This is a genomic window from Kaistia adipata DSM 17808 (assembly GCF_000423225.1).
Lineage (GTDB): Bacteria > Pseudomonadota > Alphaproteobacteria > Rhizobiales > Kaistiaceae > Kaistia > Kaistia adipata.
This window is the reverse complement of the sequence record NZ_KE383992.1, coordinates 566,145-592,805: the sequence shown is the minus strand read 5'-3', so window position 1 is coordinate 592,805 and position 26,661 is coordinate 566,145. Positions and strand designations below refer to the sequence as shown.

Annotated in this window: 27 protein-coding genes and 2 tRNA genes; 19 read left to right on the top strand and 10 right to left on the bottom strand. The window is 67.3% G+C overall.

Features of this window, described 5'->3' with window-relative positions; translation table 11 throughout:
• The first annotated feature begins 30 nt into the window (after positions 1-30).
• Genes G539_RS0123050 through G539_RS0123040 form a run of 3 tightly spaced genes read left to right on the top strand, consistent with a single transcriptional unit; the run spans position 31 to position 2,692 of the window.
• Positions 31-924 carry a carbohydrate ABC transporter permease gene (locus G539_RS0123050; protein WP_029077305.1) on the top strand — a complete coding sequence of 298 codons (894 nt, stop codon included), beginning with the start codon at positions 31-33 and terminating at the stop codon, positions 922-924.
• Positions 924-1,808, top strand: coding sequence for a carbohydrate ABC transporter permease (locus G539_RS0123045; RefSeq protein ID WP_029077304.1), 885 nt, complete (start codon positions 924-926; stop codon positions 1,806-1,808). Before G539_RS0123050 ends, G539_RS0123045 begins: the two co-directional genes overlap by 1 nt.
• Positions 1,805-2,692, top strand: a complete 888-nt coding sequence (locus G539_RS0123040; protein WP_029077303.1) for a dihydrodipicolinate synthase family protein — start codon at positions 1,805-1,807, stop codon at positions 2,690-2,692. The genes G539_RS0123045 and G539_RS0123040 overlap by 4 nt, the downstream gene beginning before the upstream one ends.
• A 9-nt stretch (positions 2,693-2,701) precedes the next feature.
• Here the strand turns inward: G539_RS0123040 and G539_RS0123035 are convergent, their stop codons facing one another.
• Positions 2,702-3,370, bottom strand: a complete 669-nt coding sequence (locus tag G539_RS0123035; RefSeq protein WP_029077302.1) for a GntR family transcriptional regulator — start codon at positions 3,368-3,370, stop codon at positions 2,702-2,704.
• Positions 3,371-3,529: 159 nt separating this feature from the next.
• On the opposite strand from G539_RS0123035, the gene G539_RS0123030 reads away from it, so the two are divergent.
• The 5 genes from G539_RS0123030 (at position 3,530) to G539_RS0123010 (ending at position 8,930) form a co-directional block, all read left to right on the top strand.
• Positions 3,530-4,780: an ABC transporter substrate-binding protein gene (locus G539_RS0123030; protein WP_029077301.1), complete on the top strand. Its 1,251-nt coding sequence runs from the start codon at positions 3,530-3,532 to the stop codon at positions 4,778-4,780.
• A 127-nt stretch (positions 4,781-4,907) separates the two neighbouring features.
• Complete coding sequence (locus G539_RS0123025) at positions 4,908-6,014, top strand: enolase C-terminal domain-like protein (RefSeq protein WP_029077300.1); 1,107 nt, start codon at positions 4,908-4,910, stop codon at positions 6,012-6,014.
• A 22-nt stretch (positions 6,015-6,036) separates the two neighbouring features.
• Positions 6,037-6,981: a carbohydrate ABC transporter permease gene (locus tag G539_RS0123020; protein WP_051231973.1), complete on the top strand. Its 945-nt coding sequence runs from the start codon at positions 6,037-6,039 to the stop codon at positions 6,979-6,981.
• 4 nt (positions 6,982-6,985) lie between these two features.
• Complete coding sequence (locus G539_RS0123015) at positions 6,986-7,831, top strand: carbohydrate ABC transporter permease (RefSeq protein ID WP_029077298.1); 846 nt, start codon at positions 6,986-6,988, stop codon at positions 7,829-7,831.
• A 10-nt stretch (positions 7,832-7,841) separates the two neighbouring features.
• Positions 7,842-8,930 (top strand): ABC transporter ATP-binding protein, encoded by a 1,089-nt coding sequence (locus G539_RS0123010; RefSeq protein ID WP_029077297.1) that lies wholly within the window; start codon positions 7,842-7,844, stop codon positions 8,928-8,930.
• A gap of 49 nt (positions 8,931-8,979) precedes the next feature.
• Here the strand turns inward: G539_RS0123010 and G539_RS0123005 are convergent, their stop codons facing one another.
• The 6 genes from G539_RS0123005 to G539_RS0122980 all read right to left on the bottom strand — a co-directional run bounded on the left by G539_RS0123005 (position 8,980) and on the right by G539_RS0122980 (position 15,110).
• Complete coding sequence (locus G539_RS0123005) at positions 8,980-9,489, bottom strand: Hsp20/alpha crystallin family protein (protein ID WP_029077296.1); 510 nt, start codon at positions 9,487-9,489, stop codon at positions 8,980-8,982.
• A 222-nt stretch (positions 9,490-9,711) separates the two neighbouring features.
• A complete protein-coding gene (locus G539_RS0123000) occupies positions 9,712-10,791 on the bottom strand; it encodes an ABC transporter ATP-binding protein (protein WP_029077295.1) in 1,080 nt (359 codons plus the stop codon).
• A gap of 26 nt (positions 10,792-10,817) precedes the next feature.
• Positions 10,818-11,864 carry a mannonate dehydratase gene (locus G539_RS0122995; RefSeq protein ID WP_051231957.1) on the bottom strand — a complete coding sequence of 349 codons (1,047 nt, stop codon included), beginning with the start codon at positions 11,862-11,864 and terminating at the stop codon, positions 10,818-10,820.
• Between the two features lie 49 nt (positions 11,865-11,913).
• Complete coding sequence (locus G539_RS0122990) at positions 11,914-12,804, bottom strand: carbohydrate ABC transporter permease (RefSeq protein ID WP_051231956.1); 891 nt, start codon at positions 12,802-12,804, stop codon at positions 11,914-11,916.
• Positions 12,804-13,724, bottom strand: a complete 921-nt coding sequence (locus G539_RS25925) for a carbohydrate ABC transporter permease (RefSeq protein ID WP_051231955.1) — start codon at positions 13,722-13,724, stop codon at positions 12,804-12,806. The genes G539_RS0122990 and G539_RS25925 overlap by 1 nt, the downstream gene beginning before the upstream one ends.
• A gap of 60 nt (positions 13,725-13,784) precedes the next feature.
• Positions 13,785-15,110 carry an ABC transporter substrate-binding protein gene (locus G539_RS0122980; protein WP_084640202.1) on the bottom strand — a complete coding sequence of 442 codons (1,326 nt, stop codon included), beginning with the start codon at positions 15,108-15,110 and terminating at the stop codon, positions 13,785-13,787.
• A gap of 214 nt (positions 15,111-15,324) precedes the next feature.
• On the opposite strand from G539_RS0122980, the gene G539_RS0122975 reads away from it, so the two are divergent.
• The gene (locus tag G539_RS0122975; protein WP_084640200.1) at positions 15,325-15,975 is read left to right on the top strand and encodes a GntR family transcriptional regulator; all 651 of its coding nucleotides are present in this window, start codon (positions 15,325-15,327) and stop codon (positions 15,973-15,975) included.
• A gap of 102 nt (positions 15,976-16,077) precedes the next feature.
• On the opposite strand, the gene G539_RS0122970 is transcribed toward G539_RS0122975, so the two are convergent.
• Together G539_RS0122970 and G539_RS0122965 are read right to left on the bottom strand one after the other, a co-directional pair.
• A tRNA-Gly gene (locus G539_RS0122970) sits at positions 16,078-16,152 on the bottom strand.
• Between the two features lie 281 nt (positions 16,153-16,433).
• Positions 16,434-16,508: transfer RNA gene (locus G539_RS0122965), tRNA-Gly, on the bottom strand.
• 292 nt (positions 16,509-16,800) lie between these two features.
• Between G539_RS0122965 and G539_RS0122960 the strand changes: the two genes are divergently transcribed.
• From G539_RS0122960 to G539_RS0122935, 6 genes are all read left to right on the top strand, one after another.
• Positions 16,801-17,406, top strand: a complete 606-nt coding sequence (locus tag G539_RS0122960) for an outer membrane protein (RefSeq protein WP_029077290.1) — start codon at positions 16,801-16,803, stop codon at positions 17,404-17,406.
• Positions 17,407-17,541: 135 nt separating this feature from the next.
• Entirely contained in the window at positions 17,542-18,060 is a 519-nt protein-coding gene (locus tag G539_RS0122955; protein ID WP_029077289.1) for a prolyl-tRNA synthetase associated domain-containing protein, read from the top strand.
• Between the two features lie 74 nt (positions 18,061-18,134).
• On the top strand, positions 18,135-19,061 hold the full coding sequence (trxA, locus tag G539_RS0122950) for a thioredoxin (RefSeq protein ID WP_035832309.1): 927 nt from the start codon (positions 18,135-18,137) through the stop codon (positions 19,059-19,061).
• An 11-nt stretch (positions 19,062-19,072) separates the two neighbouring features.
• Positions 19,073-19,750, top strand: coding sequence for an LON peptidase substrate-binding domain-containing protein (locus G539_RS0122945; RefSeq protein ID WP_035832307.1), 678 nt, complete (start codon positions 19,073-19,075; stop codon positions 19,748-19,750).
• 8 nt (positions 19,751-19,758) lie between these two features.
• Positions 19,759-19,947, top strand: coding sequence for a Trm112 family protein (locus G539_RS0122940; protein ID WP_029077287.1), 189 nt, complete (start codon positions 19,759-19,761; stop codon positions 19,945-19,947).
• Between the two features lie 288 nt (positions 19,948-20,235).
• Complete coding sequence (locus tag G539_RS0122935; protein ID WP_035832471.1) at positions 20,236-20,634, top strand: nuclear transport factor 2 family protein; 399 nt, start codon at positions 20,236-20,238, stop codon at positions 20,632-20,634.
• 277 nt (positions 20,635-20,911) lie between these two features.
• Here G539_RS0122935 and G539_RS0122930 read toward each other — a convergent pair whose 3' ends face one another.
• Positions 20,912-22,150, bottom strand: a complete 1,239-nt coding sequence (locus G539_RS0122930; RefSeq protein WP_029077285.1) for a ubiquinone biosynthesis hydroxylase — start codon at positions 22,148-22,150, stop codon at positions 20,912-20,914.
• A 131-nt stretch (positions 22,151-22,281) separates the two neighbouring features.
• On the opposite strand from G539_RS0122930, the gene tesB reads away from it, so the two are divergent.
• The 4 genes from tesB (at position 22,282) to G539_RS0122910 (ending at position 26,600) form a co-directional block, all read left to right on the top strand.
• Complete coding sequence (gene tesB, locus G539_RS0122925; RefSeq protein WP_029077284.1) at positions 22,282-23,181, top strand: acyl-CoA thioesterase II; 900 nt, start codon at positions 22,282-22,284, stop codon at positions 23,179-23,181.
• Positions 23,182-23,416: 235 nt separating this feature from the next.
• Positions 23,417-23,755 carry a P-II family nitrogen regulator gene (locus tag G539_RS0122920; RefSeq protein WP_029077283.1) on the top strand — a complete coding sequence of 113 codons (339 nt, stop codon included), beginning with the start codon at positions 23,417-23,419 and terminating at the stop codon, positions 23,753-23,755.
• Between the two features lie 124 nt (positions 23,756-23,879).
• On the top strand, positions 23,880-25,226 hold the full coding sequence (locus G539_RS0122915; RefSeq protein ID WP_029077282.1) for an ammonium transporter: 1,347 nt from the start codon (positions 23,880-23,882) through the stop codon (positions 25,224-25,226).
• Positions 25,227-25,415: 189 nt separating this feature from the next.
• Positions 25,416-26,600, top strand: coding sequence for an aminotransferase class I/II-fold pyridoxal phosphate-dependent enzyme (locus G539_RS0122910; protein ID WP_029077281.1), 1,185 nt, complete (start codon positions 25,416-25,418; stop codon positions 26,598-26,600).
• Positions 26,601-26,661 lie beyond the last annotated feature (61 nt).

The following is a 26,661-nucleotide window of genomic DNA, read 5'->3' as shown; positions in this document are numbered from 1 at the left end:
GCCGCCCCGCATCCGACTGGATTTCCCAAGATGCGCTCCTCCGCCGCCCGCAGCCGCAATCGCTTCATCCTGCTCATGCTGACGCCGGCGACGGTGCTCCTGGCCGGGCTGACGCTCATCCCCTTCGTCGTCAGCGTCGGCTTCTCGCTGACCAATTATTCGCTGACCGCGCCGAACGACATCGCCTTTGTCGGCCTCGGCAACTACATCGCGCTGTTCTCGAGCAGCGAGTTCTGGAACGCGGCCTGGATCACGGTGCTGTTCACCGTCATCGCCGTCGGGCTGCAGCTCGTCCTCGGCGTCGGCATCGCCGCGCTGCTGCATCACGAGACCCGCGCCGTCTCGGCGCTCAGGCTGATCTACCTGCTGCCGATGGCGATCACGCCGGTGGCGGCGGTCTTCACCTTCCGCATGATGTTCAATCCGACGCTCGGCGTGTTCAACTACATGCTGAAGACCGTCGGCCTGCCGGCGCAGGACTGGCTCGGCTCGCCGACCATGGCGCTGGTGTCGCTGATCCTGGTCGACAGCTGGCAGTGGACGCCCTTCATCCTGTTGATCGCCGCCGGCGGCCTCGCCGCGCTCGACGAGGAGCCGCTGGAAGCGGCGCGCATGGACGGCGCCGGACCGCTCGCGATCTTCTTCCAGCACACGCTGCCGATGCTGTTCCCCTATCTGGCGGTGGCGATCGTCTTCCGCTCGATCGACGCCTTCAAGACCTTCGACATCATCTTCGTCCTGACCAATGGCGGGCCGGGCGTCGCGACGCGCACGCTCAACCTGCTCGCCTACAAGCAGGGCATCGAGTTCCTGTCGATGGGCTATGCCGCGGCGATCGCCATCGTCATGCTGATCGTCACCATCGTCGCCAGCCAGTTGTTCCTGCGCCGGGTCGACCTGTTCAAACCCAAGGCGGCGCTCTGATGGCCGAGATCACGATGACAAGCCCCGCCGCCCGCGTAAACCTGCGCCCGCTTTCGCCCGCCACCCGGCTTTCGCGCGCCGCCGCGCCCTGGCTGCGCCGGCTGATCCTCTGGGCCTTCGCGATCTGGTGCCTGTTCCCGATCTACTGGCTCGCCAGCATGAGCCTGAAGCGGCAGGTCGACGCGATGGCGCGCACGCCGCGCTTCCTGTTCCAGCCGATCTGGGACAACTACCTCGCCGTGATCTCGGCCGGCGACATCTGGAGCTATTTCGGTTCGTCGCTGATCGTCGCGCTGGCGACGACGGCGGTGGCGCTGGCCCTCGGCATCCCGACCGCCTATGTGCTGGCGCGCTACCGCTTTCGCGGCAACGCCGATTACGGCTTCTGGATCCTCTCGACCCGCATGACGCCGCCGGTCGCCATGCTGATCCCGTTCTTCGTGCTCTATGTCCGCACCGGGCTTATGGACACCTATCCGGGCCTCGTCATCGCCCATGTCGCGATCAATCTCTCGATCGTCGTCTGGCTGATGAAGGGCTTCTTCGAGGATCTGCCGAGCGAGCTGGAGGAAGCCGCCTTCATGGACGGCGCCACCTATTTCCAGGCGTTCCGTCAGATCTGCCTGCCGGTGGCGCTACCCGGCATTGCCGCCGTCGCCATCCTCTCCTTCCTGTTCTCCTGGAACGAGTTCCTGTTCTCGCTGGTGCTGACCAACGAGATCCGCACCGTGCCGGTCGGCCTCTATTCCTTCGTCGGCTACCAGCAGGTGCGCTGGGGCGAACTCTCGGCCTCGGCCGTGCTGATGCTTGTGCCGGTACTCGCCTTCGTCTTCATCTTCCAGAAACAGCTGGTTCGCGGCCTCACCATGGGAGCCACCAAATGACCGTCCGCGGCGTCCACGCCATCCTCTACGCCTTCTTCGACGAGAACGAGCGGCTCGATCGCGCCGCCATGCGCCGCCAGGTCGAGCTCTGCCTCGACGCCGGCGTCGCCGGCATCGCCGCGCTCGGGCTCGCCACCGAGGTGGCGAAGCTCACCGTCGACGAGCGCCGCACGCTGATGCAGTGGGTTTCCGAGGATGTCGGCGGCCGCGTGCCGGTCGGCTTCACCATCCTCGGCCAGTCGGTCGAGGAGCAGGTGGCGCTGGTGCGGGCGGCGGAAGCGGCGAAGGCCGACTGGATCATCCTGCAGCCGCCGGCCGTCGGCAGCTATGGCGCCGACGAATATATCGCCTTCTTCAGCCGCATCATGGCGCAGACCGATCTGCCGGTGGCGATCCAGAACGCGCCGCAATATCTCGGTCGCGGCCTCGACGCCAACGACATCGCGACCCTGATGGAGCGTCATCCCAACATGACGCTGATCAAGGCCGAGGATTCGGCGGTCGGCATCGAGCGGCTGATCGCCCGCACCGAGGGCCGGATCGACGTCTTCAACGGCCGCGGCGGGCTGGAACTGCTCGACAATCTCCGCGCCGGCTGCGCCGGCTTCCTGCTGGCGCCCGACCTGGTCGACCGCGCCGTCGAGGTGATGCGGCTCTACGATGCCGGCGACCCGGCGGCCGACGCCCGCTACGCCGAGATGGTGCCGGCGATCGTCTTCGTCATGCAGTCGCTCGAGACCCTGATCTGCTACGGCAAGCGGCTGTTCGCGGCACGCGCCGGATTGACCGTGCACGACCGTGGCCCGGCCCTGCGGCCGACCGCGTTCGGCCTCGACCTCGTGGCGCGCCACGCGGCCGCGATGGGATCGTTCGGGAGGCGCTGAGGCGCCTCCTCAGAGGCCCATCGCGCGGTGCATGGCGCGGGCGAGATGGGCGTCCATCGCGGCGACCGCCGCGTCGGGATCCTGCCCTTCCAGCCCGACGATGACGGCGAGGTGCTCCTGCATCGTCTGCACGATGGCGAGCGCCGACAGCATGTACATGTTGTCGAGCCGGATGACGCCGATCTGCTCCATCATGTGCGAATGGGCGGAAATCATCAGCGGGTTGCGTGTGCTTTCGAGCAGCGCCTCGTGAAAGGCCTGGTCGACTTCGGCCGAGCGCTGGATCAGCGCCGTCTCGACGGTGCCGCCGCGCGCCAGTTCGATGATCCCCTCATGGCGCGCCCGCCAGTCGGCCAGTTCCCCCATCGTTGCGCGCTCGGCAAAGCGGCGCACCGCCTCGCCTTCCAGGACGCGCCGCATCTGGAAGCAATCCTTCAGGTGGCTCATGTCGGGCTTGACGATGCGGATGCCCGAGCGCGGCAGGACGGTGAGGAACCCTTCCTTCTCCAGCAGCTGCATCGCCTCGCGCAGCGCGCCGGTCTGCACCTGCAGCAATTCCGCCAGCTCGCCCTGCGACACCGTCCCGCCGATCGGAATCCGGCGCGAGAACAGCGCCTCCTTGAAGCGCTGATAGGCGATCTGGCTGAGTTTCGTGGGGGCTTCCGCCGTCTGCGTCATGGTCTCGTGCTCCTCCTCGACGGCGTCTATAGCACATTCTTCATATATGAAATAGCGACCCTGTTGCTATCAGAATGCCGATGTGAATAATCAGGAGGTGATTTTGGTTGCAGGAGAGGCGACCAGAGATCAGTCATAGGTCGACACTGGGAGGATCCAATGGTCGCCAATCTCACCCGCCGCAGCCTGATGGTGGGCGCCGCCGCGCTGTCCGCATCGGCCGCCTTCGCGCCGATGCGCGCCTTCGCCGCCAGCAACATCAACTATTGGCACCACTTCACCAGCCAGGCCGAGTTCGCCGGCCTGCAGGCGGTGATGGAGGCCTTCGCCAAGGCGAAGCCCGACATCAAGGTCACCCAGGAAAACATCCCGAACCCGGAATTCATGGCGAAGTTCACCGCCGCCGTGGTCTCGGGCAGCCGGCCCGACACCACCATGGTGACGGCCGAGCGCCTCGCCGACATGCTGGCGATGGAGGGCCTGGTCGACATCACCGCCCGCGTCGACGCCTGGCCGGAGAAGGCCAACTTCCCGGCCGACCGCTGGAAGGGCATCTCGCGCGACGAGAAGATCTACGGCGTGCCGGCCTTCGCCTTCGTCGACTGGGGCTACTACCGCTCCGACTGGTTCGAGGAAGCCGGCATCGCCGCTCCGCCGACCACCTATGCCGAGTTCGTCGAGGTCGCCAAGAAGCTGACCGACCCGGCCAAGGGCCGCTACGGCTTCGGCATGCGCGGCGGCGCCGGCGGCCAGAAATACGTGCTCGACATGATGGAATCCTTCGGCGCGCCGGTCGTCGACGCCGAGGGCAATATCGGCCTCGACCGCGACAAGGCGATCGAGGCGGTCAAGTTCTATGCCGGCCTGTTCACCACCGAGAAGGTGGTGCCGCCGAGCGCGCCGGGCGACGGCTACCGCCAGATCATGGAAGCGTTCCGCACCGGCCAGACCGGCATGATCTGGCACCATACCGGCTCGTTCCAGGAGATCTCGGCGGCGCTGAAGCCCGGCGTCGAGTTCAAGACCTTCGCCATTCCGGCCGGCCCGGTCTCCCGCGTCGCCCGCCTCGCCTATCTCTACAATGCGCTGATGAAGGAAGAGAACGCCGACGCGGCGTGGGACTGGATCAGCTATTGGGGCCAGGCGGAGCCGGCGATCGCCTTCCTCGAGAAGACCGGCTACTTCCCGGCCAACGCCGCCGTGGTCAAGGACGAGCGCATCACCTCGAACCCGCTCTATGCGCCGGCCGTCGAGACGCTCGATTTCGGCATCCTGCCGGCCAATTTCGTCGGCATCGCCGGCTGGTCGGAGCACACCGTGCTCGCCGCCTTCCAGAAGGTGCTGATCGGCCAGCTCTCCGCCGAGGACGCCGTCGACGAGATGATCGCCGGCCTCGAAGAGGTCAAGTAACGGCGAACCGGTCCCGGCACCGGTCGAGCCTCCAAATCCCGGCACGGCGCACGCCGTCCGTGCCGGGCACCATGTCCTTTTTCCCCACCGAGCCTGTCAGGCGTGCCGCGCGCGCCGGGAGCCGCATGTGAAGATCACCGATATCCGCGCCTACATCGTCGAGGACGATCACCCGCAATACGCCTTCCGCTGGCGCGAGGGCCTCGCCGGCTCCGGCGACGGCACGCCGCTCGACCAGCGCCCGAAATCCGCGATCCTGCGCATGGACACGGACGAAGGCATCACCGGCGCGATCCAGATCGGCGACGGCGAGACCATCGCCAGCCTGACCCGCCGCCGCTTCAAGTCGCTGATCGGCGAGAACCCGCTCCTGACCGAACGGCTCTGGACCAAGATCTGGGAAATCGACCGGATCGAGGAGCTGCACATGCGCCATCTCGGCCTGATCGACCAGCTCGCCTGGGACATCAAGGCCAAGAAGGCCGGTCTGCCGCTCTACCAGCTGCTCGGCGGCAATTCCAACCGCATCCAGGCCTACGCCTCGACCGTCACCTGGGACACGATGGAAGAGTATGAGCGCCACATCAAGGAATGCATGGATGTCGGCTTCACCGCCTTCAAGCTGCATGCCTGGGGCGACGCCAAGCAGGACGCCAAGCTCTCGCACAATCTGCGCAAGTGGACCGGCGACGACGCAGTGCTGATGTTCGACGGCTCGGCCGGCTGGGACTTCGTCACCTCGCTCTGGTTCGGCCGCCAGCTCGAGGACGCCGGCTTCCTCTGGTACGAGGAGCCGATGCGCGAGTTCGACCTCAGAAGCTACGCCAAGCTGACCGAGCAGCTCGAGATCCCGGTGCTCGCCGCCGAGACCTCGGATGGCTGCCACTGGAACGCCGCCACCTGGATCGACATGGGCGCGCTCGACATGATGCGCACCTCCTCCTTCTACAAGGGCGGCATCACCGGCGCGATGAAGGTGGCGCATCTCGCTGAATCGCACGGCATGCGCGCCCAGGTGCACGGCATGGGCGTCGCCAACGCGCATATCTGCGGCGCCATTCCCAACAACGACTTCTACGAGCAGCTCGTGATGTCGAGCGAGCAGATCGCCGGCCTCGCCACCATGGCGGAGCTGCCGGTCGTCGACGGCTACATCACTGTCCCGGAAGCCCCGGGCCTCGGCCTCGAGCCGGACTGGGCCCAGCTTGAGCGCACCGCGCTCCTGATCGTCTGAGGAAAACGGGATGGCCGAACGCATGTCAGCCTTTTCCGAACCGTCACAGTCGATCTGGCGGCGGCTCGACCCGGCGGCGGCGCTCGGCCGCCTCTCCGAAAGCCGGTACTGGATGTATCTGCTGCTGGTCCCCAGCGCGATCCTGATCCTGGCGGTGGTGCTCTATCCCACCGTCTATGGCTTCCAGCTCTCGTTCCGCCAGATGCGGTTGAACCGGCCCGATCTCGGCACCGGCTTCGTCGGCTTCAAGCACTACATCTACATGTGGTCCGACAAGGTATTCTGGCTGTCGCTGCGCAACACCGCGGTCTGGGTCACCTTCGCCGTGGTGATCGAGTTCGCGCTCGGCCTCGTCGCGGCGCTGGCACTGAACCGCAACCTGCCCGGCACCAAGATCATGGGCGTGCTGATCCTGCTGCCCTATTTCCTGCCCAACGTCGTCGCCGGCCACATGTGGGCGCTGCTGCTCGATCCGCGCCTCGGCGTCATCAATGACCTGCTCGTCCGCGTCGGCATTCTCGAAAGCTACAAGGCCTGGTTCGCCGATCCCGCGACCGCGCTCGGCGCCGCCATCCTCGTCGAGGCCTGGCACGGCTTCCCGTTCTTCGCGCTGCTGCTGCTCGCGGGCCTCAAGGGCGTTCCGGACGACCTCTACAAGGCGGCCTCGGTCGACGGCGCCGGCCCGATCCGGCAATTGCGCCTGATCACGCTGCCGATGCTGCGCTCGGTCATCGCCGCCGCCGTCATCCTGCGCGTCATCGGCCTCGTCAACTCGCCGGACCTCCTCCTGATCCTGACCGGCGGCGGCCCCGGCCAGTCGACCCAGGTGCTGTCGCTCTACGCGTTCCAGAAGGCCTACAAGGACTTCAACTTCGGCTATGCCGGCGCGCTCTCGGTGGTGATGTTCATCCTGCTGATGCTGTTCGCCTGGGCCTATGTGCGCGTCTCCAAGGTGAACCAGGACTAGCCCCATGATCACGACAAGCCGACGCGCCCGTCTCGCCTGGAACATCGCCACCTATGCGGTGCTGATCACGCTGACGGTGTTCTGCATCTTCCCGCTGGTCTGGACCTTCCTGACCTCGCTCAAGCACGAGGCCGACATCGTCACCCAGACGATCCAGTACATCCCGACGCGGATCACCTTCGACAACTACGTCGCGATCTGGACCCAGTCCGGCTTCCCGACCCTGGTGATGAACTCCTTCGTCGTCACCGCCACCACCGTCCTGCTCTGCCTGATCACCGGTACGCTCGCCGCCTATTCCTTCTCGCGCTTCCACTATCGCGGCCGCAGCGCGCTGATGCTCGGCTACCTGGTCATTCGCATGTTCCCGGCCGTGCTGATGATCATCCCGCTCTTCATCCTGATGCGCGGCGTCGGCCTGCTCGACAGCCGGCTCGGCCTGGCGCTCGCCTATACGAGCTTCCTGCTGCCGCTCTTCGTCTGGATGCTGAAGGGCTTCTTCGACGCGGCACCGAAGGAGCTGGAGAGCGCCGCCCGCATCGACGGCTGCACGCGGCTCGGCGCCATGGTCCGCATCGTGCTGCCGCTCGCCCGCAACGGCCTCGTCGCCACCTCGGTCTTCGTCGCCATCGCGGCGTGGAACGAGTTCCTGTTCGCGCTGATGCTCACCACCAGCCAGGGCTCGCGCACCTGGCCGGTCGGCCTGCAGCTGATGGTCGGCGAATTCCAATTGCCCTGGGGCGTGCTCGCCGCCGGCGGCATCATCAGCATCATCCCCGTCATGATCCTGTTCGCCATCGTGCAGCGGACCATGGTTCACGGAATCACCGCCGGCGCGGTCAAGGGTTGAGGACACCATCATGTCGACACTGACGCTGAACGGCGTGCGCAAGAGCTTCGGATCGCTGGACGTGCTGCAAAGCATCGACCTGAAGCTGGAAGATGGCGAGTTCCTGGTGCTGCTCGGCCCGTCCGGCTGCGGCAAGTCCACGCTGCTGAACATCATCGCCGGGCTGGAGACGCCGACATCAGGCGACATCCTGATCGGCGACAAGCGGGTCAACGACGTCCACCCGAAGAACCGCAACATCGCCATGGTGTTCCAGAGCTACGCGCTCTACCCGACCATGCCGGTCGAGCGGAACATCGGCTTCGGCCTGGAGATGCGCGGCGTCGAGACCGACACCCGCAAGCGCGCCGTCGACGGCGCGGCGCGGATGCTGCAGGTCGACCACCTGCTCGACCGCAAGCCGGGCCAGCTCTCGGGCGGCCAGCGCCAGCGCGTCGCCATGGGCCGCGCCATCGTGCGCGAGCCGGAACTGTTCCTGTTCGACGAGCCGCTCTCCAACCTCGACGCCAAGCTGCGCGCCGAGATGCGCACCGAGATCAAGCGCCTGCACAACCGGCTCGGCACCACGGTGGTCTACGTCACGCACGACCAGATCGAGGCGATGACGCTCGGCACCCGCATCGCCGTGATGAAGGGCGGCGTGATCCAGCAGCTCGCCGACCCGATGACCACCTATGAGAAGCCGGCGAACATGTTCGTCGCCGGCTTCATCGGCTCGCCCTCGATGAATTTTGTCCATGGCTCGCTCGCGCGGGACGGCGAGCACATCGTGTTGCGCACGGAGGGCAAGGATCCGACGACGATCCGGCTGCCCCGCGTCGCGTCCAATCTCGACGCCCTCGCCGGCCGCAAGGTGGTGCTCGGCGTGCGGCCGGAATCCTTCGCCGCCAATGCGTCGGCACCGGATCTGACCGGCACGGTCGACGTCGTCGAGCCGACCGGCCCGGATACGCTGGTTGTGCTGACGCTCGGTGGCCAGTCGCTCACCGCCCGCCTCGGCCCGAAGCTCGCCATCGCCCCCGGCGAGACGCTCGGCCTGACGATCCATCCGGATTCGATCAGCCTGTTCGATCCGGACAGCGGCAACCGCATCGCTTGAAAGAACGAGCGCCGCCGCGCCCCGCGCGGCGGCGCCACGACTGACCGCCTCAATGGCTGGTGCCGCTGCCCTTGCCGGCGCCGCCAACGGGAATGTGCCGGGTCTTTTCCTGCGCCGCGTTCTTCGGCAGGACCACGGTCAGGACGCCATTCTCGACATTCGCCCGGACCTGGTCGCGCAGGACCGATTGCGGCAGGCGAAGCGACCGCATGAAACGACCGAACGACCGCTCGACGAAGTGGTAGTTCTCCCGGTCCTCCTTCTGTTCCATGCGCTTCTCGCCGCGAATCGTCAGCACGTCGTCGTCCAGGGTGACCTCGACATCCTTTTCCGCGACGCCGGGCAACTCGGCCGTGATGCGGATCTCCTTGTCGGTTTCGGACACATTGATCTGCGGCATCAGCACGGCGCCCTCCTGGCCCTCCGCGCCGGTCGCCGGCAGGCCCGCCGTGCTGAACATGTCCTCGAAGAGACGGTTCATGCCGCGCTGAAGCGAGACGAAGGGGTCGATGCTGCTCATCTGGCTGCTGCCGAAGGGTACAAGGGAACGACGGGCCATGGTCATGATCTCCTGTGAACGAAGGCCGGCGTCTCGACGTTGCAACCCTGCCCGGCCGGCGCTGGCAGGGCACGCACGATCCCCCCGGCGCCCACGGAAATAGGGCGCCGGCCCGAGCTTTCGAGAGCGCGGGACGACAAGGCGCCGAGTCGCGACGGACCGCCGCATGAGGCGGTCGGCCCGGCATCGGAGACCGCGGCCGGTCCCCTCCGGAGCTCTCCGCTAGTCGAGGCGGAGCCCGGTCTCGGCGTCGAAGAGATGCAGCCGCTCGGCCGGATAGGTGAGGTTGAGGGTCGCGCCGGCCCCCTGCTCGATCCGGTCGCGCATGGCGAGCACGATCTCGGTCGCGCCGAGGCGGGCCGAGACCAGCGTCTCGGCGCCGGTCGGCTCGGTGACGGCGACGCGCACCTGGAAGCTGTTTCCGTCGTCGGCCGTGGCGAGCGCGATGTGCTCCGGCCGGATGCCGAGGATCAGCTTGCGCCCCGCCAGCCCGGGCCGCAGCCCCGGCAGGGGCAGCCGCTCGCCGTCGGTGGTCACCAGGTTGGCGGCGGCACCGGTCGCCTCGACCGTGCCGGTTATCAGGTTCATCGCCGGCGAGCCGAGGAAGCCGGCGACGAAGAGGTTGCGCGGCCGGTCATAGAGCTCGAGCGGGCGGCCTGCCTGCTCGACAACGCCCTGGTTCATCACCACGATGCGATCGGCCATGGTCATGGCCTCGATCTGGTCGTGCGTGACATAGACTGTCGTCGTCTTGAGGCGCTGGTGCAGCTCCTTGATCTCGGCCCGCATCGCCACGCGCAATTTGGCGTCGAGGTTGGAAAGCGGCTCGTCGAACAGGAACACCTTGGGGTCGCGCACGATGGCGCGCCCCATGGCGACACGCTGGCGCTGGCCGCCGGAAAGATGGGCCGGCTTGCGCTGCAGGAGCGGCACCAGGTCGAGAATCTCGGCCGCCGCGCGGACGCGCCGTTCGATCTCCGCCTTCGGCCGCCCCGCCAGCTTGAGCGCATAGCCCATGTTCTCGGCGACGTTCTTGTGCGGATAGAGCGCGTAGCTCTGGAACACCATGGCGATGTCGCGATCGCGCGGCGCCAGGTCGTTGACGACCCGGTCTCCGATCGAGATCTCGCCCTTCGAGATCGTCTCGAGCCCGGCGATCATCCGCAGAAGCGTGGACTTGCCGCAGCCCGACGGCCCGACGAGGGTGACGAACTCCCCGTCGGCGATATCGATCGAGACCCCATGGATGACGGGGGTGTTCGCATAGGACTTGCGAACCCCGTCGAGCGTCAGCGTTGCCATCCGACAATCCTCTCGGTGCGGCCGCCTCAGGCGGCCTTGAGGTGCTGGGCCATGCGGATCAGGCCCTGCATGTAGCCGATGGCATGGGCGCGGCCGCGATGGTTCCACGCCGTGTCGCCGTCCATCTGCGGCACGTGGTCGTCGAGCAGGAAGCCGTCGAAGCCGTTCTGCATCAGGAGCGCCATCACCTCGCCGGGATCGAAATTGCCCTCGCCGATGAAGCACTCGATGAAGTTCGGAACCGTGCCCTGCACGTCGCGGAAATGGATGTAGATGATGCGGCCCTTCGGCGCGAAGAACTCGATCATCTCGCGCACGGCGTCCTTGCCACCCGGCATTTCCGAGCAGCAGCCGAGGCAGAGATCGAGACCCCAGGCAGCGCTGCCCTTGCTGATCTCATAGGCGCGCTTGAAGTTCTCCGGCCGGTAGAACAGCCGGGCGACGCCGCCGAGCATCGGCACCGGCGGATCGTCCGGGTGCAGCGCCAGCTTGACGCCGGCCGCCTCGGCCACCGGCAGCACGGCCTCCATGAAATAGGTGTAGTTGGCCCACATCGTCTCTTCGTCGATCAGCACCGTGCCGGGCTCGGCCAGCGGCATGGCGCTCTGGTGGCCGAGCGAGGTCGGCAGGAAGGCGCGCAGCTCCTCGATCGACCCGGCCGCGTCGACGACGGCCATGTCGAACTGGGTGTTGCCGGCGCCGCCGCGTCCCGGCGCCGAACGTTCGGTGCGCCAGACCGAATTGGGCATGAAGTGGTAGCCGAGCACCGGAATGCCGGCGGCACCGACGGCGCGGATGGTGGCGCAGTAGTTCTCGATCTGCTCGTCGCGGCCCGGCAGGCCGAGCATCGCCTTGTGGTAGAAGTGCACCGGCACATTCTCGATCGCCTCGAGCTTGAGGCCGGCCGCCTCGGTCTTCTCGACCAGCGCGCGCAGATCGGCCTCTTCCCAGCGATGCTCGCCCGGCAGCTTGGGCGTGTTCATCTGGATGCCGCTGGCACCGATCTGGGCGGCGAAGCGCAGCTTCTCGTCGGTGAGTTCGTTGAATTGCCCGACGGCAACGCGGATCGTCATACTGGTTGTCCTTCCCGGATGAATTGAACGATGGAGAGCGGTCGCCAGCTCAGCCCTTGACGGAACCGGCGGTGAGGCCCTGCACCATGAAGTGCTGGGCGATGAAGTAGAGGATCATCAGCGGCACCGACGACAGCACGGCGCCCGCCATCAGCGGCCCCCAGGGCAGCACGTCGCTGGTGATCAGGTAGTTGAGCGCGAGCGGCGTCGTGCGCTGGCTTTCCGACGTCACCAGCACCAGCGCCAACAGCAGTTCGTTCCAGGCGCCGGTGAAGGTGAAGATCGAGACGGCGGCGATGCCGGGTGCCGACAAGGGCAGCACGATGCGCAGCAGCGCGCCGAACCGGCTCAAGCCGTCGATCATGCCCTGCTCTTCCAGCTCGCGCGGCACGCCGCGGAAATAGCCCTGCAGCAGCCAGGTGCTGAGCGGCAGCGAGAAGGTCAGGTAGACGAGGATCAGCCCGTGCAGCGAATTGCCGAGATTCATCCGCGCCATCAGGATCGACAGCGGGATGAACAAGAGCGAGGTCGGCGTCAGATAGGCGAACAGGATGATGCGCCCGATCAGCCCCTTGAAGCGGTAGCGGAAGCGCACCATCGAATAGGCCGCGCAGGACGAGATCAGCACCGAGATCACGGTCACGGCGGTCGAGACGATCAGGCTGTTCAGGATCGGCCGCAGGAAATCCTTGTCGACCAGCAGGACGCGGAAATTCTCGAGCGTGAACACCCGCGGCCAGAGCGACGGCATGCGGTAGATCTCGCGCGGCAGCTTCAGCGAGGTGATCACCATCCAGTAGATCGGGAAGACGATCACGATCACGGCGACGACCAGGCAGAGATAGGTCAGGCCGCGGCCGATCCAGAAGCGTTGCCGGTCGGTCAGCACCGCCTTGCGCGCCTCGGGCCGGCGGACGGGATTGCGCAGGGCCTGTTCCATCAGTCCTCGTCCTTCTGCAGCATCGAGGTGGCGATGATCACCAGGATGGCGAGAACCGGCAGCATGGCGACGGAGACGGCGGCCGCCTCGCCGATGCGCTGGGTCTGCATGCCGAAATAGGCGAGCACCGGGAACACCATGGTGGCGTCGGACGGACCGCCCTGGGTCAGCAGCCAGACATGCTCGAAGGCATTGGCGGTCCAGATCGAGGAGAGCAGCGTCGTGACGATCAGCACCTGGCGGATGCCGGGGAACGTCACCATCCAGAAGCGCTGCCACGCATTGGCGCCGTCGACGCGCGCCGCCTCGTACAGGTCCTTCGGGATCGACTGCAGCGCGGCGAGGATGCTGATGAACCAGAACGGGAAGCCGCGCCAGACCGAGGCCAGGATCACCGACGGCATGGCCGTCTCGCGCTTGCCGAGCCAGTCGATGACATGCGGATAGATCCCGGTCTGGGTCAGGATCAGGTTCAGCCCGCCGCCGATCGGCTGGTAGAGGACGCGCCAGGTCAGGAAGGCGACGAAGGCCGGCATCGCCCAGGGCAGCATCAGGAAGGCGCGGAACAGGCCGCGACCGGGCAGATGCTGGTTGACGAGAAGCGCCAGCCCGAGCCCGATCAGCAGCTTGAGGATGTCGGTCACCACCACCAGGACGACCGTGTTCCAGATCGCGCTGGAGAACACCGCCGTCCCGGCAAGATAGCGGAAATTGGCGAAGCCCACCCAGTTGCCCGCGCTGCCGACCATGCGGTCGGTGAAGGCGACATAGATGGCGTAGAGAAAGGGATAGGCGACGAGGCCGAGGATGAGCGCGATCGCCGGCAGCACCAGCGCATAGGCGAAGAGGTGCATGCGGCGGCTGGCGGTGAGCCAGCGCCCGGCGCGCGGCGCGGCCTGCGGTTCAGCGGATGAGGACATGATATCTCGCCAGGGCGGCGCCGGCGGCAAGGCTGCCGCCGGCCGGGGAATGGCAGCGGCTCAGTACTTGTCGTAGATCGCCTGGGCCTGCGTCTGGGCCTCGTCCATCGCCTTGTCGAAATCCCAGCCGTCGATGACGACGCGCTGCGCCATCTTCGGAATGATGAAGTTGGAGAACGCGTCGGCGAAGGCGGCGTTGTAGACGTCGGGATAGCCCGGCGCCGAGCCGTTCTTCACGAGGTCGAGCAGGCCGGCATGGATGGGATCGCTGCCGTCGAAGGCCGGCAACTTGGCCTCGGCCTGGAGCACCGGGCCATAGATCGCGGAGGCGTAGTAGGCGCTGGTGAAGGCTGGCTCGGAGAGATGGGCGAGCAGGGCCTTGGCCGCCGCCTGGTTCTTACTGGCGGCGGGAATCGCCCGCATCTGCAGCATGATCGGCGAGATCGTCCCGACCGAGCCGGCCGGCAGCGGCGAATAGCCCGTCGTCTCGTAGAGCTCGGGATCCTGGCTCTTGGCGGCGAGGCCGACCGAGCCGGTATTGGCGATGAAGGCGGCCTGGCCGGAGAGATAGGCCTGGTTGTCGCCGGCGCCGTCCCAGGTGGCGTTGCCGGGCGGGAACACGCCCTTGTCCCAGGCGTTCTTGAGCCAGGTCAGGTAGGCGCGGGTCGCGTCCGACTTGATTGTCACCGTCTTGCCGGTGTCGTCGGCGATCCGGCCGCCGAACGACTGCATCACCGAGACCTGCACATTGCCGTCGCCGACATTCGACAGCGCGAGGCCGAGGCCGGAGACCGGCGCCTCGGTCACCGCCGCCGACTGCGCGACCAGTTCGTCCCAGGTCGCCGGCGCCTTGTCGAAGCCGGCGGCGCCGAGAAGGTCGGTGCGGCGGAGCAGCAGATTGCCGGTGACGCCGAACGGCAGGCCTGTCCGGCCGCTGGCGACGGCGCTGGTGTCGCTCGCCTTGTCGACCGCCTCGTACCAGCCGCCCTGCGCCTTGCCGACCGCCTCGTAGACATCGTCGAGCGGGACGAAGACGCCCTGGCGCGACAGCACGAGCAGCAGTTCGAGACTGAGATCGACGGCGTCCGGCAGGGTCTTCGATTCGACCGCCGCCGACAGCTTCTGCACCATCTCGTTCTGGTTGATCATCACGACGTCGGTCTCGACGCCGTTCGCCTCGCCCCAGGCCTCGACGGCCTCGACCAGCAGCTTGTTCGCCGCTTCCGAAAAGATCAGGCCGCCCCAGAAGGTCAGCTTGGTGCCGGCGAAGGGCTTGTCCTGCGCCAGCGCCGGCGCGCCGCCGGCGGCAATCGCGAGCGCCACGACCGACGCCGCGGCCATGACATGGCGGCGCGTCCAGGCGCGCATCCCGTGCTCAACCGTCATTCCGTCTCCTCCCCAGACGCGCACCGAGCCGCGCCCCGCGGCAGGCCGCAGCGCATAACTCGATCCGATATGCCTATTAAATATATTTAATAGCCGATATCACATATCCTATGTGGCCATTAATTGTTCTGTCAATCCGGTGAGCGCCCAAATGCCACGTGACACCAATGCGGCGAGCGGCTAGTGGTGGGCCTTCACGAGGAGCGCTTCATTCATGAATGGGGGTATGGAAAATCCCGGTTCCCAGGCCTTTTTCGCGGCCCTGATCGACGGGCGGCTGAAGCTCGGACAGACCATCACCCAGGACGAGCTCTGCCAGGTGCTGGGGCTGACGCTGTCGCGCGTGCGCGAGCTGACGGTGCTGCTCGAGGCCGAGGGGCTGATCCAGGTCAAGAAGCGCGTCGGCCTGACGATCTTCTATCCAGACGTCCGATTTGTCGGCAATACGTTCCAGTATCGCGAGATCCTCGAATGCGAGGGGCTGCGCCGCTTCGCCGAGACGGTGACGGCCGACTGGACCAGCCGGATGCTGTCCGAGCACCGGGAGATCATCGAGTTCGTCAAGCTGAACCCGGATCCGCTGATCTATGCCGGTCCGGTGACGGTGCTCGAAGCCGATTTTCACGGCAGCTTCATTGAAGCCTTCGCCAACGACCAGATCAGCATCAACTATGCGCGCAATTCGCAGAAGATGTACCTGCTGCGCCTGCTAAACCCGGACGCTGTCGGCCCCAGCAACACGGTTCGGTCGATGCAGGAGCATATCGAGGTGGTCGACGCGCTGTCGCGTCGCGACGCCGGCGCCGCGGTCGAGGCGCTGCAGCGCCACATGAAGAACGTCCTGCACCGCATCCTGACGCACTGAGGCGGGGCACGGCGTCGTTCGCGCGCAAATTCAGATGCCAGAAACGCAAAAAGGCCACGGAAACCGTGGCCTTTTTTGATGTCCGGTGGGTGACCGGAAGATTGGAGCGGGTGAAGCGATTCGAACGCTCGACCCTAACCTTGGCAAGGTTATGCTCTACCCCTGAGCTACACCCGCATCCTGTCCGGCGCGCCGGCATGCGCACCTTATGACGCAAGCCTTGGTCCATTGCAAGCGCGCGACGCGGCCACCCCACCGCGTCGCGACGGGCCTGTGAAAAACCGAACCCGGCGCAGGAAAACCGCCCCAACCGGCGGGCGCGACGCCGACTTCGCGACGAAAAATCCGTCTGGAAACAATGGTCGCCGCGGGAATGACAAGCAAGCAGGCCGGGAAAAGCAAAAGGGCCACGGAAGACCGTGGCCCTTTTTGAACATCCGGTGGGTGACCGGAAGTATTGGAGCGGGTGAAGCGATTCGAACGCTCGACCCTAACCTTGGCAAGGTTATGCTCTACCCCTGAGCTACACCCGCATCCGTCCGGCGTCGCCGGCGTGGGCACCTTATGACCGAAGCCGGAATCGATTGCAAGAGGGTTTTTTCGATCCGATTTGAGCCCGAAAGCCGCCACCGGACCGCCACGATGCGAGACCTTTTTACCGCACTCGCCCCGCGATTCCGGAGTTTCGAACGCGCCGCCGCCATCCGGGGTCGCCAAGCCGGAAGCGGCCATGCTACCCCGGCCGGCGAGGCTCAAGTCAGGGGTGGCTGAGAAACCGGGACCGGGCGCGTCTTGTCCGGATCCGCTTTGCTTGAGGTTACCCCAATGAAGAAGTTTCTCCTCGCCGGCGCGGCGCTCCTCGCCCTTTCCGGCGCCGCCTCGGCGGCCGATCTGACCTATGAGCCGGCCCCGGCTCCGGTCGAGCCCATCGTCACCGAGGCCGCCTTCGACTGGACCGGCTTCTATGTCGGTGTGCATGGCGGCGCGCTGTTCGGCGATTTCACCGGCGACCTGGACGGCCTCGGCGGCACCGGCGGCCTCGTCGGCGCCCAGGCCGGCTACAACTACCAGATCGACCACTGGGTGATCGGCGTCGAGACCGACATCGCCTATTCGTCGCTGTCCGACGTCGCCGATCTCGAATGGCTCGGCAAGACGACCGTGCGCGGCGGCTACGCCTGGGACAAGTTCCTGGTCTACGCCAAGGGCGGTGTCGCCTATGGCGACGTCAAGTTCGCCGACGAGAGCCAGTGGAACGTCGGCTGGACGGCCGGCGCCGGCGTCGAATACGCCTTCACCAACAACATCACCGCCAAGCTCGAATACAACTATGTCGACCTCGGCGAGGACGACATCGGCAACCTCGTGCCGGCGGTCAGCGGCGGCGCCACCGGTTCGTCGGTCACGGCCGGCCTGAACTTCAAGTTCTGATCGGTTTCCCCGAGACCACGGAAAAGCCCGGCCCCGCGCCGGGCTTTTCTTTGCCCGCGGCGCCGGCCACCGCGCTTGCGGCACCGAGCCCGGCATGCTTCATCTGCGGCTCGCAACAGGGACATCGAGGGCAAGGTGCCGGCCACGCAAGACGACCTCTACCGCACATTCGCCGATCTCGGCATCGAGACGGTGACGGTCGAACATCCCCCACTCTTCACGGTCGAGCAGTCGCAGGGCCTGCGCGGCACGATCGCCGGCCTGCACAGCAAGAACCTCTTCCTGAAGGACAAGAAGGGCGCGCTCTTCCTCGTCGTCGCCGAGGAGGATGCGGCGATCGACCTGAAGAAGCTGCACGAGCGCATCGGTGCCTCCGGCCGGCTCTCCTTCGGCCCGGCCGAGCTGATGCTGGAGCTCATCGGCGTGACGCCGGGCTCGGTGACGCCCTTCGGCCTGATCAACGATCCCGAGGGCCGCATCCGCGTCGTGCTCGACGCCCGCCTCGCCGGCGACGAACCGGTCAATTTCCACCCGCTCGTCAACACCGCGACGACGACGATCGCCCCCGCCGACCTCCTCGCCTTCCTCCGCGCCACCGGGCACGAGCCGATGCTCCTCGACTTTTCGGCCGTCCCCGCCAGTCCGGATTTGTAAAACCGGCTTCGAAGCGCCATCTTCTCCCCGACAAGTCGGCACGCGCCGGCCCCGAGACGATTGAGGCAATCCACATGAACCAGCAGAGCTTCAGCCTTGGCGACGCCGCCGCGCCGTCGGCCAATGGCGCCGACGCGCTGATCAAGGACACGACGACCAACGCCTTCGCCAAGGACGTGCTGGAGGAATCGCGCCGCCAGCCGGTGCTTGTCGATTTCTGGGCGCCCTGGTGCGGCCCGTGCAAGCAGCTGACGCCGGTGATCGAGAAGGTCGTCCAGAACGCGCGCGGCACGGTCAAGCTGGTCAAGATGAACATCGACGACCATCCGCAGATCGCCGGCCAGCTCGGCATCCAGTCGATCCCCGCCGTCATCGCCTTCGTCGACGGCCGCCCGGTCGACGGCTTCATGGGCGCGCTGCCCGAGGGCCAGATCAAGGAGTTCATCGAGCGCGTCGCCGGCCCGGCCGGCGGTCCCGAGCTCGAGGCCGCGCTCGGCGAGGCGGACGCGCTGGTCGAGCAGGGCCAGTTCGCCGAGGCGGCCGAGCTCTACGCCGCCATCCTCGCCGCCGAGCCGGACACGTTCCGCGCCCTCGTCGGCCTGATCCGCTGTGACGTCGCGACCGGCAATGTCGACGCGGCGAAGGAGCTGCTCGAATCGCTGCCCGACGACAAGGCCAACGATCCGGCCGTGACGGCGCTGAAGGCGCAGATCGCGCTCGCCGACCAGGCCGCCGACCTCGGCGAGGAAGGCGAGCTGCGCGCGCGGATCGAGAAGGATCCGAAGGATTACGACGCCCGCTTCGATCTGGCGCTGCTGCTGAACGCCAAGGACCAGCGCGAGGACGCCGCCGACCAGCTCCTTGACATTTTCCGCCTGAATCGCAGTTGGGAGGATGATAAGGCCCGCAAGCAGCTCGTGCAGTTCTTCGAGGCCTGGGGGCCGACGGACGAGGCGACGCTCTATGGCCGTCGCCGCCTTTCCTCTCTGCTGTTTTCCTGAAGGCGAGTTGCATGCAGGTAGGCATCGCCACCTATGAAGGCCCGGAAGATCTCCCCGATCTGATCCCGCTGTTCCCGCTGCCGGAAGCGCTGCTGCTGCCGCGTGGCCAGATGCCGCTCAACATCTTCGAGCCGCGCTATCTGGCGATGATCGACCACGCCATGGCGGGCGACCGCATCATCGGCATGGTGCAGCCGCTCGCCGCCCCGGAATCGGACGAGGACGAGGTCGGCGAGGTGTTCGCCATCGGCTGCGCCGGGCGGATCACCTCCTATGCCGAGACCGGCGACGGCCGCTACATGATCTGCCTGACCGGCATCAGCCGCTTCCGCATCGTCGAGGAGGTGGAGCCGGAATCCGGCTTCCGCCGCGCCCGCGTCACCGCGGCGGGCTTCGACACCGACTTCATCGAGGACGCCGGCTCCGACACCGTCGACCGCACGCATCTGCTCGACACCTTCCGTCTCTATCTCGACGCCAACCATCTGGAGGCGGACTGGGACAGCATCGAGAAGGCGTCGAACGAGACGCTCGTCAACGCGCTCTCGATGATGAGCCCGTACGGCATGGCGGAGAAGCAGGCCCTGCTCGAGGCGCCGGACCTGAAGACGCGCTCCGAGACGCTGATCGCGCTGACCGAGGTGTCGCTGGCGCGGCGCCCGGGCGGCGCGCCGTCGCAGCTGCAATAGGGGGCGCCATGTCGGTCGAGCGCCCCGCCAGCCGCATCGACAGCCGCCTTCTGGAGCTGCTCGTCTGCCCGCTGACCAAGACGACGCTCGAATACGATGCCGAGCGCCAGGAGCTGATCAGCCACGCCGCGCGGCTCGCCTATCCGATCCGCGACGGCATCCCGATCCTGCTGCCCGACGAGGCGCGGCCGTTCTGAGGGACGGGCATCCCCCGCATTTCGGTCATCCCGGACGCGCATCGCGCGATCCGGGATCGATTCCCGTCCTGACCTTCCAGATCGTCCGACCGGCTCCGCCATCCTCCTGAGGTGCTTCGCACCAGCGAAGCCTCGAAGGAGGATCCAGCGTGGCACTCGGTGTTCCCTGGTCCTTCCTTCGAGGCCCGGCTCCGCCGGAAAGCGGGCGTCTGGGCGGCGTGGACGAATCGTTGACGCGGCCCGGGGCTCCAAGCGAGACTCCGCACTCGCTCAGACGGGAGGATGATCGTGGAAGATTTTGCCGAGATAGAGCACTGCGAACAGCAGCTGCGCGACGCCATGCTGCATAGTGACGTGGCGCAGCTGGATCGCCTGCTGAGCGATGGGCTGGTTTTCATCAATCAGGACGGCGCGCGCCTTACCAAGGCGGATGATATCGCCACGCATCGATCCGGTCTGCTGGCGATCACCACGCTCTCGGAACAGGGCGAGCGCATCATCCGAAGGTTTGGCGATACCGCGATCGTCTGCCTGACCACCGCGATATCGGGCGAATATGCCGGCCAGCCATTCAGCGGTACCTTCGCCTATTCGCGCGTTTGGCACTCCGAGGATGGGCGCTGGCAAGTCGTGCTCGGCCACTGTTCCGCCGTCGTTTCGGCAGGCCAGATGGTGGAGGCTGCCTAGGGTCCGTACTCAATTGGAAACGAGGCAGCGCTTGATGGAAACGGGATCAGTTCCAGGAGATGTCGGCGACGTTGGGCCTCACCCAACGAGCCGGCAGCGACGCCGAAATGGCCCGGTTTCCATCAAGCCCTCCGGGTTGGGCGAAAATCCCGCGCCGGTGTGTCGCCGATCCGCGCCGATGGGCAGCCATCGGCTGTGGTCGGCTCCTGCCGGCGCGGGATTTTGGCCCAACGCTGCCGCATTTCCAATCGAGTACGGACCCTAGCCGGGTCGGTTCTCAGATCGCCTCGCCGCGCAGCAGGCGCGGCCCGGACGAGCCGACATCGGACGCCGTGCCGATGAAGCTCTCCTTCAGGCGCGGCAGCCGGTCGACCAGCCCGAGGCCGACGTCGCGGACGATCCGCAGCGCCGCATTGTCGTTCGAGAACAGCCGCGTCAGCGCGTCGGTCATGACGCCCATCTGCACCGTGTCGAAGCGGCGCCAGCGCTCATAGCGCTCGAGGATGTCGAGCGCGCCGGGATCGAGGCCGAGGCGCGCCGCCTCGACCACCGTCTCGGCCAGCGCCGCGGCGTCCTTGAAGCCGAGATTGAGGCCCTGGCCGGCGATCGGGTGGATGGCGTGCGCGGCGTCGCCGACCAGCGCCACGCGCGGCTTGACGAAGGCGCGGGCGAGCTTCAGCCCGATCGGATAGGCGCGGCGGGTGCCGATCGGCTCGATCGCCCCGAGCTGATGGCCGAAGCGGCGCTCGAGCTCGAGCTGGAAGGTGAAATCATCCGCCTTGACCAGCCGGTCGGCGCTCTCCGTGCTCTCCGACCAGACCAGAGACGAGCGGTTGCCCGGCAGCGGCAGGATGGCGAACGGCCCGGCGGGCAGGAAGTGCTCGACCGCGCGGCCATGGTGCGGGCGCTCGTGCTGGACCGTGGTGACGATGCCCGACTGGCCGTAGGACCAGCCGACGGTGCGGATGCCGGCGAGATCGCGCAGGCGCGACTTGGCGCCGTCGGCGGCGACCAGCAGTCGCGCCCGGATCGTCGCACCGCCGGCGAGCCGGGCCGAGACATGCGACGGATGGGTGATGAAATCGACGACCGATTCGCTGGCGATCAGCTCGACGCCGGCCGAAGCGGCGGCTTCCGCCAGCGCGCCGACCATGGCGCCGTTCGGCACCATGTGAGCGAAGGGCTCGCCATCGCCGACCGAGCCGGAAAAGGTCAGGAACACCGGCCGCACCGCGTCGCGCAGCTTGCTGTCGGTGACGATCATCTCGGTGATCGGCTGGCTCGTCGCCGCGATCTTCTCCCAGATGCCGAGCTGCTCCAGCATGCGCTTCGCCGCCGCCGCGATGGCCGAGGCGCGGCCGTCGCGCGAGCCGGCGCCGGCCGGCGCGGGATCGACGACGGCCACCGACAGCGACGGCGCGCCCTGCTTCAGGGCCAGCGCCGTGCACAGGCCGACATAGCCACCGCCGGCGATCAGCACGTCGATGACGACATCCTCGTGCGCGCGCTTGTCCATCTCGTTCCGTCCCTTCCGGCAGTCCGTCCGACGCGGGGTCGAACGCGCGACTAGCGCTTGACTCGAACCCGCATCGGCAGCAACACCAACAGTCTCTTCCGCCGCCCCGCCCGCAAGAAACCCGCTGAGACATGATCGACGACCTTCTCTCGATACTCGATCTGGAGCCTCTGGAACACAATCTGTTCCGGGGTCGCAGCTTCGATCCCGGCTGGCAGCGCGTTTTCGGCGGCCAGGTCATCGGCCAGGCCCTGGTGGCGGCTTCGCGAACCGTCAGCGACCGCTTCGTGCACTCGCTGCACTGCTATTTCCTGCGCACCGGCGATCCGGCCCTGCCGATCGTCTACGAGGTCGAGCGGGTCCGCGACGGCGGCAGCTTCTCGACGCGGCGCGTCGTCGCGATCCAGCACGGCAAGCCGATCTTCGTCATGTCCGCCTCGTTCCACATCCGCGAGGAAGGCCTCGAGCACCAGATCACCATGCCGGACGTGCCGGCGCCGGAGGACCTGCCGGTCGACGGCCTGCTGGCCGACAAGCTGCTCGAAGGCGCGCCGGCCGGCGTCCGCCGCTACTGGGAGCGGCTCAGGCCGATCGAGCTGCGCCCGGTCGATCTCGCCGGCTTCCTGCGCCGGGCCGAGCCCCGGCACGGCCAGGCGATCTGGATCCGCGCCAAGACCTCGATCGGCGACGACCCGGTGCTGAACAGCTGCGTGCTCGCCTATGCGTCCGACCTGACGCTGCTCGACACCACCCTGCTCGCGCATGGCCGCTCGGCCTTCGACCCGGCGCTGCAGGTGGCGAGCCTCGACCACGCCATGTGGTTCCACCGGCCGTTCCGCATGGACGACTGGCTGCTCTATGTGGAGGACAGCCCCTCCGCCTCCGGCGCGCGCGGCTTCAACCGCGGCAGCCTGTTCGACCGCCGCGGCGTCCTCGTCGCCTCGGTGGCGCAGGAAGGGCTGGTCCGCCCGGTCGACGCCTCGACGCCCAATTCCCTGGCGCTGACCCGGGAAGATCCGCCTAAGAATTAGGCACCGCGCGCGATCTGATTACCAATCAGGCAGATATTGCGGCGAGATCGCGGCATTGCCGCCGATCGCGCCGGGCCTGCTGACGCGTTTTTGCGCGGACCGCATTTTTTTCCGACCACCCGACGGCACTTGGCACGGCACTTGAATGAGCCTTGTCAGCGAACGCCGCCGCACGGCCAGCCCGACGCCAGCCTTGCGGTTCCATAGCTGCCTGAGAAGACGGGAATCGGAACACATGCAAATCGTGATGGCGATAATCAAACCGTTCAAGCTGGACGAGGTGCGCGACGCCCTGACGGCGATCGGCGTCCAGGGCCTGACGGTGACGGAAGTGAAGGGCTATGGCCGCCAGAAGGGCCATACCGAGATCTATCGCGGCGCCGAATACGCCGTCAGCTTCCTGCCGAAGCTGAAGGTCGAGGTCGCCGTGGCCTCGGAAGCGGTCGACGCGGTGGTCGAGGCCATCGCCAGCGCCGCCAAGACCGGCCAGATCGGCGACGGCAAGATCTTCGTCTACCAGATCGAGCAGGCGGTGCGCATCCGCACCGGCGAGACCGACGCGGACGCCCTCTAGCCCGGACGGCCCGCGCCGGACGGCGCAGGCCCCGGACCCGACATCATACCGAACAACCGCCGCGACGCGGGCGACGCGCCCCGACCGGCAGCCGAAGCAGAGCTCGGCGGTAAGGAGAGGTTCCATGAAGCTTCGAAATGCTCTTTCCCTTGTCGGCATGGGGGGCGCGCTCCTGGCGTCGACCGTCGCCGCCCTGGCCCAGGACGCGACCGAACCGGCGGTCGAGGCGGCGGAAGCGGCCGTCGCCGCCGCCGCACCGACGCTGAACTCCGGCGACACCGCCTGGATGCTGATCTCGACCGTGCTGGTGCTGGCGATGATCGTGCCCGGCGTCGCGCTGTTCTACGGTGGCCTGGTGCGCGCCAAGAACATGCTGTCGGTGCTGATGCAGGTCCTGCTCACCGCCTGCGTCGCGATGATCATCTGGGTCTTCTACGGCTACAGCCTGACCTTCACCGACGGCGGCGCGCTGATCGGCGGCCTGTCCAAGGCCTTCCTCGCCGGCGTCAAGCCGGACACGCTCTCCGGCACGATCCCGGAATATGTCTTCCTCTCCTTCCAGATGACCTTCGCGGCCATCACCGCCGCCCTCATCGTCGGCGCCTTCGCCGAACGCATGAAGTTCGCGGCCGTGATGCTGTTCATGGTGCTCTGGATCACCGTCGTCTACATCCCCGTCGCCCACTCGGTCTGGCAGTCGACCGGCTGGCTGTTCCAGCGCGGCGCGCTTGATTTCGCCGGCGGCACGGTCGTCCACATCAACGCCGGTGTCGCGGGCCTCGTCGGCGCCATCCTGGTCGGCAAGCGCAGCGGCCTCGGCAAGGACCTGATGCCGCCCCATTCGCTGACGCTCTCCATGGTCGGCGCCGCCCTGCTGTGGGTCGGCTGGTTCGGCTTCAACGCCGGCTCGGCGCTCTCGGCCGGCGCCGTCGCGGGCCTCGCCACCGTCAACACCTTCGTCGCCACGGCGGCGGCCGCCATCGGCTGGTCGCTGGTCGAGTGGATCGTCCGCGGCAAGCCCTCCATGCTGGGCGCCATCTCCGGCGTCGTCGCCGGCCTGGTCGCGGTCACCCCGGCCGCCGGCTTCATCGGCCCGGTCGGCGCGATCGTCCTCGGCTTCGTCGCCTCGATCATCTGCTTCTTCTTCGTCACCACGGTGAAGAACAGCCTCGGCTACGACGACAGCCTGGATGTCTTCGGCATCCACGGCGTCGGCGGCATCGTCGGCGCGATCGCCACCGGCATCCTCGTCAGCCCGTCGCTCGGCGGCGTCGGCATCGAGGGCTACCAGATGGGCCACCAGCTCTGGGTCCAGATCGAGGGCGTTCTGTTCACCCTCGCCTGGTCGGGCATCGGCTCGGCGATCCTGTTCAAGATCGTCGACGTGATCGTCGGCCTGCGCGTCCGCAAGGAAGTCGAGAGCGAGGGCCTCGACATCACCGAGCACGGCGAGCGCGCCTATCACGGCTAGTCCCGGCCGGCGCCCGGGCCTCCTCCCCCCGGGCGCCGACCCACCAATCAAAACACCTTCCAGAGCCAACGAGACCCCGGCCCGCCGCCGGGGTCTTTTTTTCGCCGCACGTCCGGGATGGTTAAAGCCAACTTAACCAACGGCCCTCTAGGGTCGAATTCACCCTCTTCGAACACAAGGATCGGCGTCATGCTCGGCCCGACGAGCGCCCGGAAAGCTTCCTCTCCCTTCGCCCGCCTCAACGACACGCTGGCCGGCATCGATCCTGGCCTCGCCCCGATCAACCTGACGATCGGCGAGCCGCAGCATCCGGTGCCGCCCTTCGTCGCGCCGGTGATCGCGGAGAACATCGCGCTGTTCGGTCGCTACCCGCCCATCCGCGGCACGGACGCCTTCCGCGCCACGGTCGCGCGCTGGCTCGACCGCCGCTACGGGCTCGTCGCCGGGATCGATCCGGAGCGCATGGTGCTGCCGCTGAACGGCTCGCGCGAGGGCCTGGCGCTGGCCGCGCTCGCCGCCCGCCAGCGCAAGGGAGATGTCGAGAACCCGGTCGTGCTGCTGCCCAATCCGTTCTACCAGGCCTATGCCGCCGGCGCGGAACTGGCGGGCGCCGAGATCGTGCTGCTCGACGACGGCGCCGACCAGCGCTCGATCCCCGATCTCGACGCCATTCCCGAGGCCGTGCTGGCCCGCACCGTCGCCCTCTACATCGCCTCGCCGACCGCGCCGCAGGGCGACGTCGCGACGCTGGAAGACTGGACGCGGGTGATCGAGACCGCGCGCCGCTTCGACTTCATGGTCTTCGCCGACGAGTGCTATTCCGAGATCTACCGGGAAACGCCGCCGCCGGGCGTGCTGCAGGCGGCCGACCGCCTCGGCGCCGGCGTCGGCAACATCCTGACCTTCCACTCGCTTTCCAAGCGCTCCAACCTGCCGGGGCTGCGCTGCGGCTTCGTCGCCGGCGACCCGGAGTTCCTCGCGGCCTGGATGCGCTTCCGCAACATCGCCGCGCCGCAGGTGCCGGGGCCGATCCAGGCGGTCGCGATCGCCGCCTATGAGGACGAGAGCCACGTCGCCGAGAACCGCGCGCTCTACAACGCCAAATACGCAGCCGCCACCGCGACGCTGGGTCCCAAGATCCGCGCCCGCACGCCGGACGGCGGCTTCTTCCTCTGGCTCGACGTCGGCGACGGCGAGGCGGCGGCCGTGCGCCTCTGGCGCGAGGCCGGCGTCCGGACCATCCCCGGCGCCTATCTGTGCCTGCCCCGCCCCGACGGCTCCAACCCGGGCACCCCCTACATCCGCGTCGCCATGGTGCAGGATCTCGCGACCACCCAGGAAGCGCTGACCCGCATGGCGCGTGTTCTCGGCTAGAAGCGTTTTCGAGCGGAATGGATACCGGTTTGCGTGAAGAAAGCGCAATCAAGACAAAGAG

Excerpts from the sequence above, each read along its gene's own strand:
- G539_RS0123050 (WP_029077305.1), top strand. The coding sequence starts at position 31 with ATGCGCTCCTCCGCCGCCCGCAGCCGCAATCGCTTCATCCTGCTCATG.
- G539_RS0123045 (WP_029077304.1), top strand. The coding sequence starts at position 924 with ATGGCCGAGATCACGATGACAAGCCCCGCCGCCCGCGTAAACCTGCGC.
- G539_RS0123040 (WP_029077303.1), top strand. The coding sequence starts at position 1,805 with ATGACCGTCCGCGGCGTCCACGCCATCCTCTACGCCTTCTTCGACGAG.
- G539_RS0123035 (WP_029077302.1), bottom strand. The coding sequence starts at position 3,370 with ATGACGCAGACGGCGGAAGCCCCCACGAAACTCAGCCAGATCGCCTAT.
- G539_RS0123030 (WP_029077301.1), top strand. The coding sequence starts at position 3,530 with ATGGTCGCCAATCTCACCCGCCGCAGCCTGATGGTGGGCGCCGCCGCG.
- G539_RS0123020 (WP_051231973.1), top strand. The coding sequence starts at position 6,037 with ATGTCAGCCTTTTCCGAACCGTCACAGTCGATCTGGCGGCGGCTCGAC.
- G539_RS0123015 (WP_029077298.1), top strand. The coding sequence starts at position 6,986 with ATGATCACGACAAGCCGACGCGCCCGTCTCGCCTGGAACATCGCCACC.
- G539_RS0123010 (WP_029077297.1), top strand. The coding sequence starts at position 7,842 with ATGTCGACACTGACGCTGAACGGCGTGCGCAAGAGCTTCGGATCGCTG.
- G539_RS0123005 (WP_029077296.1), bottom strand. The coding sequence starts at position 9,489 with ATGGCCCGTCGTTCCCTTGTACCCTTCGGCAGCAGCCAGATGAGCAGC.
- G539_RS0123000 (WP_029077295.1), bottom strand. The coding sequence starts at position 10,791 with ATGGCAACGCTGACGCTCGACGGGGTTCGCAAGTCCTATGCGAACACC.
- G539_RS0122995 (WP_051231957.1), bottom strand. The coding sequence starts at position 11,864 with ATGACGATCCGCGTTGCCGTCGGGCAATTCAACGAACTCACCGACGAG.
- G539_RS0122990 (WP_051231956.1), bottom strand. The coding sequence starts at position 12,804 with ATGGAACAGGCCCTGCGCAATCCCGTCCGCCGGCCCGAGGCGCGCAAG.
- G539_RS25925 (WP_051231955.1), bottom strand. The coding sequence starts at position 13,724 with ATGTCCTCATCCGCTGAACCGCAGGCCGCGCCGCGCGCCGGGCGCTGG.
- G539_RS0122980 (WP_084640202.1), bottom strand. The coding sequence starts at position 15,110 with ATGACGGTTGAGCACGGGATGCGCGCCTGGACGCGCCGCCATGTCATG.
- G539_RS0122975 (WP_084640200.1), top strand. The coding sequence starts at position 15,325 with ATGAATGGGGGTATGGAAAATCCCGGTTCCCAGGCCTTTTTCGCGGCC.
- G539_RS0122960 (WP_029077290.1), top strand. The coding sequence starts at position 16,801 with ATGAAGAAGTTTCTCCTCGCCGGCGCGGCGCTCCTCGCCCTTTCCGGC.
- trxA (WP_035832309.1), top strand. The coding sequence starts at position 18,135 with ATGAACCAGCAGAGCTTCAGCCTTGGCGACGCCGCCGCGCCGTCGGCC.
- G539_RS0122945 (WP_035832307.1), top strand. The coding sequence starts at position 19,073 with ATGCAGGTAGGCATCGCCACCTATGAAGGCCCGGAAGATCTCCCCGAT.
- G539_RS0122940 (WP_029077287.1), top strand. The coding sequence starts at position 19,759 with ATGTCGGTCGAGCGCCCCGCCAGCCGCATCGACAGCCGCCTTCTGGAG.
- G539_RS0122930 (WP_029077285.1), bottom strand. The coding sequence starts at position 22,150 with ATGGACAAGCGCGCGCACGAGGATGTCGTCATCGACGTGCTGATCGCC.
- tesB (WP_029077284.1), top strand. The coding sequence starts at position 22,282 with ATGATCGACGACCTTCTCTCGATACTCGATCTGGAGCCTCTGGAACAC.
- G539_RS0122920 (WP_029077283.1), top strand. The coding sequence starts at position 23,417 with ATGCAAATCGTGATGGCGATAATCAAACCGTTCAAGCTGGACGAGGTG.
- G539_RS0122915 (WP_029077282.1), top strand. The coding sequence starts at position 23,880 with ATGAAGCTTCGAAATGCTCTTTCCCTTGTCGGCATGGGGGGCGCGCTC.
- G539_RS0122910 (WP_029077281.1), top strand. The coding sequence starts at position 25,416 with ATGCTCGGCCCGACGAGCGCCCGGAAAGCTTCCTCTCCCTTCGCCCGC.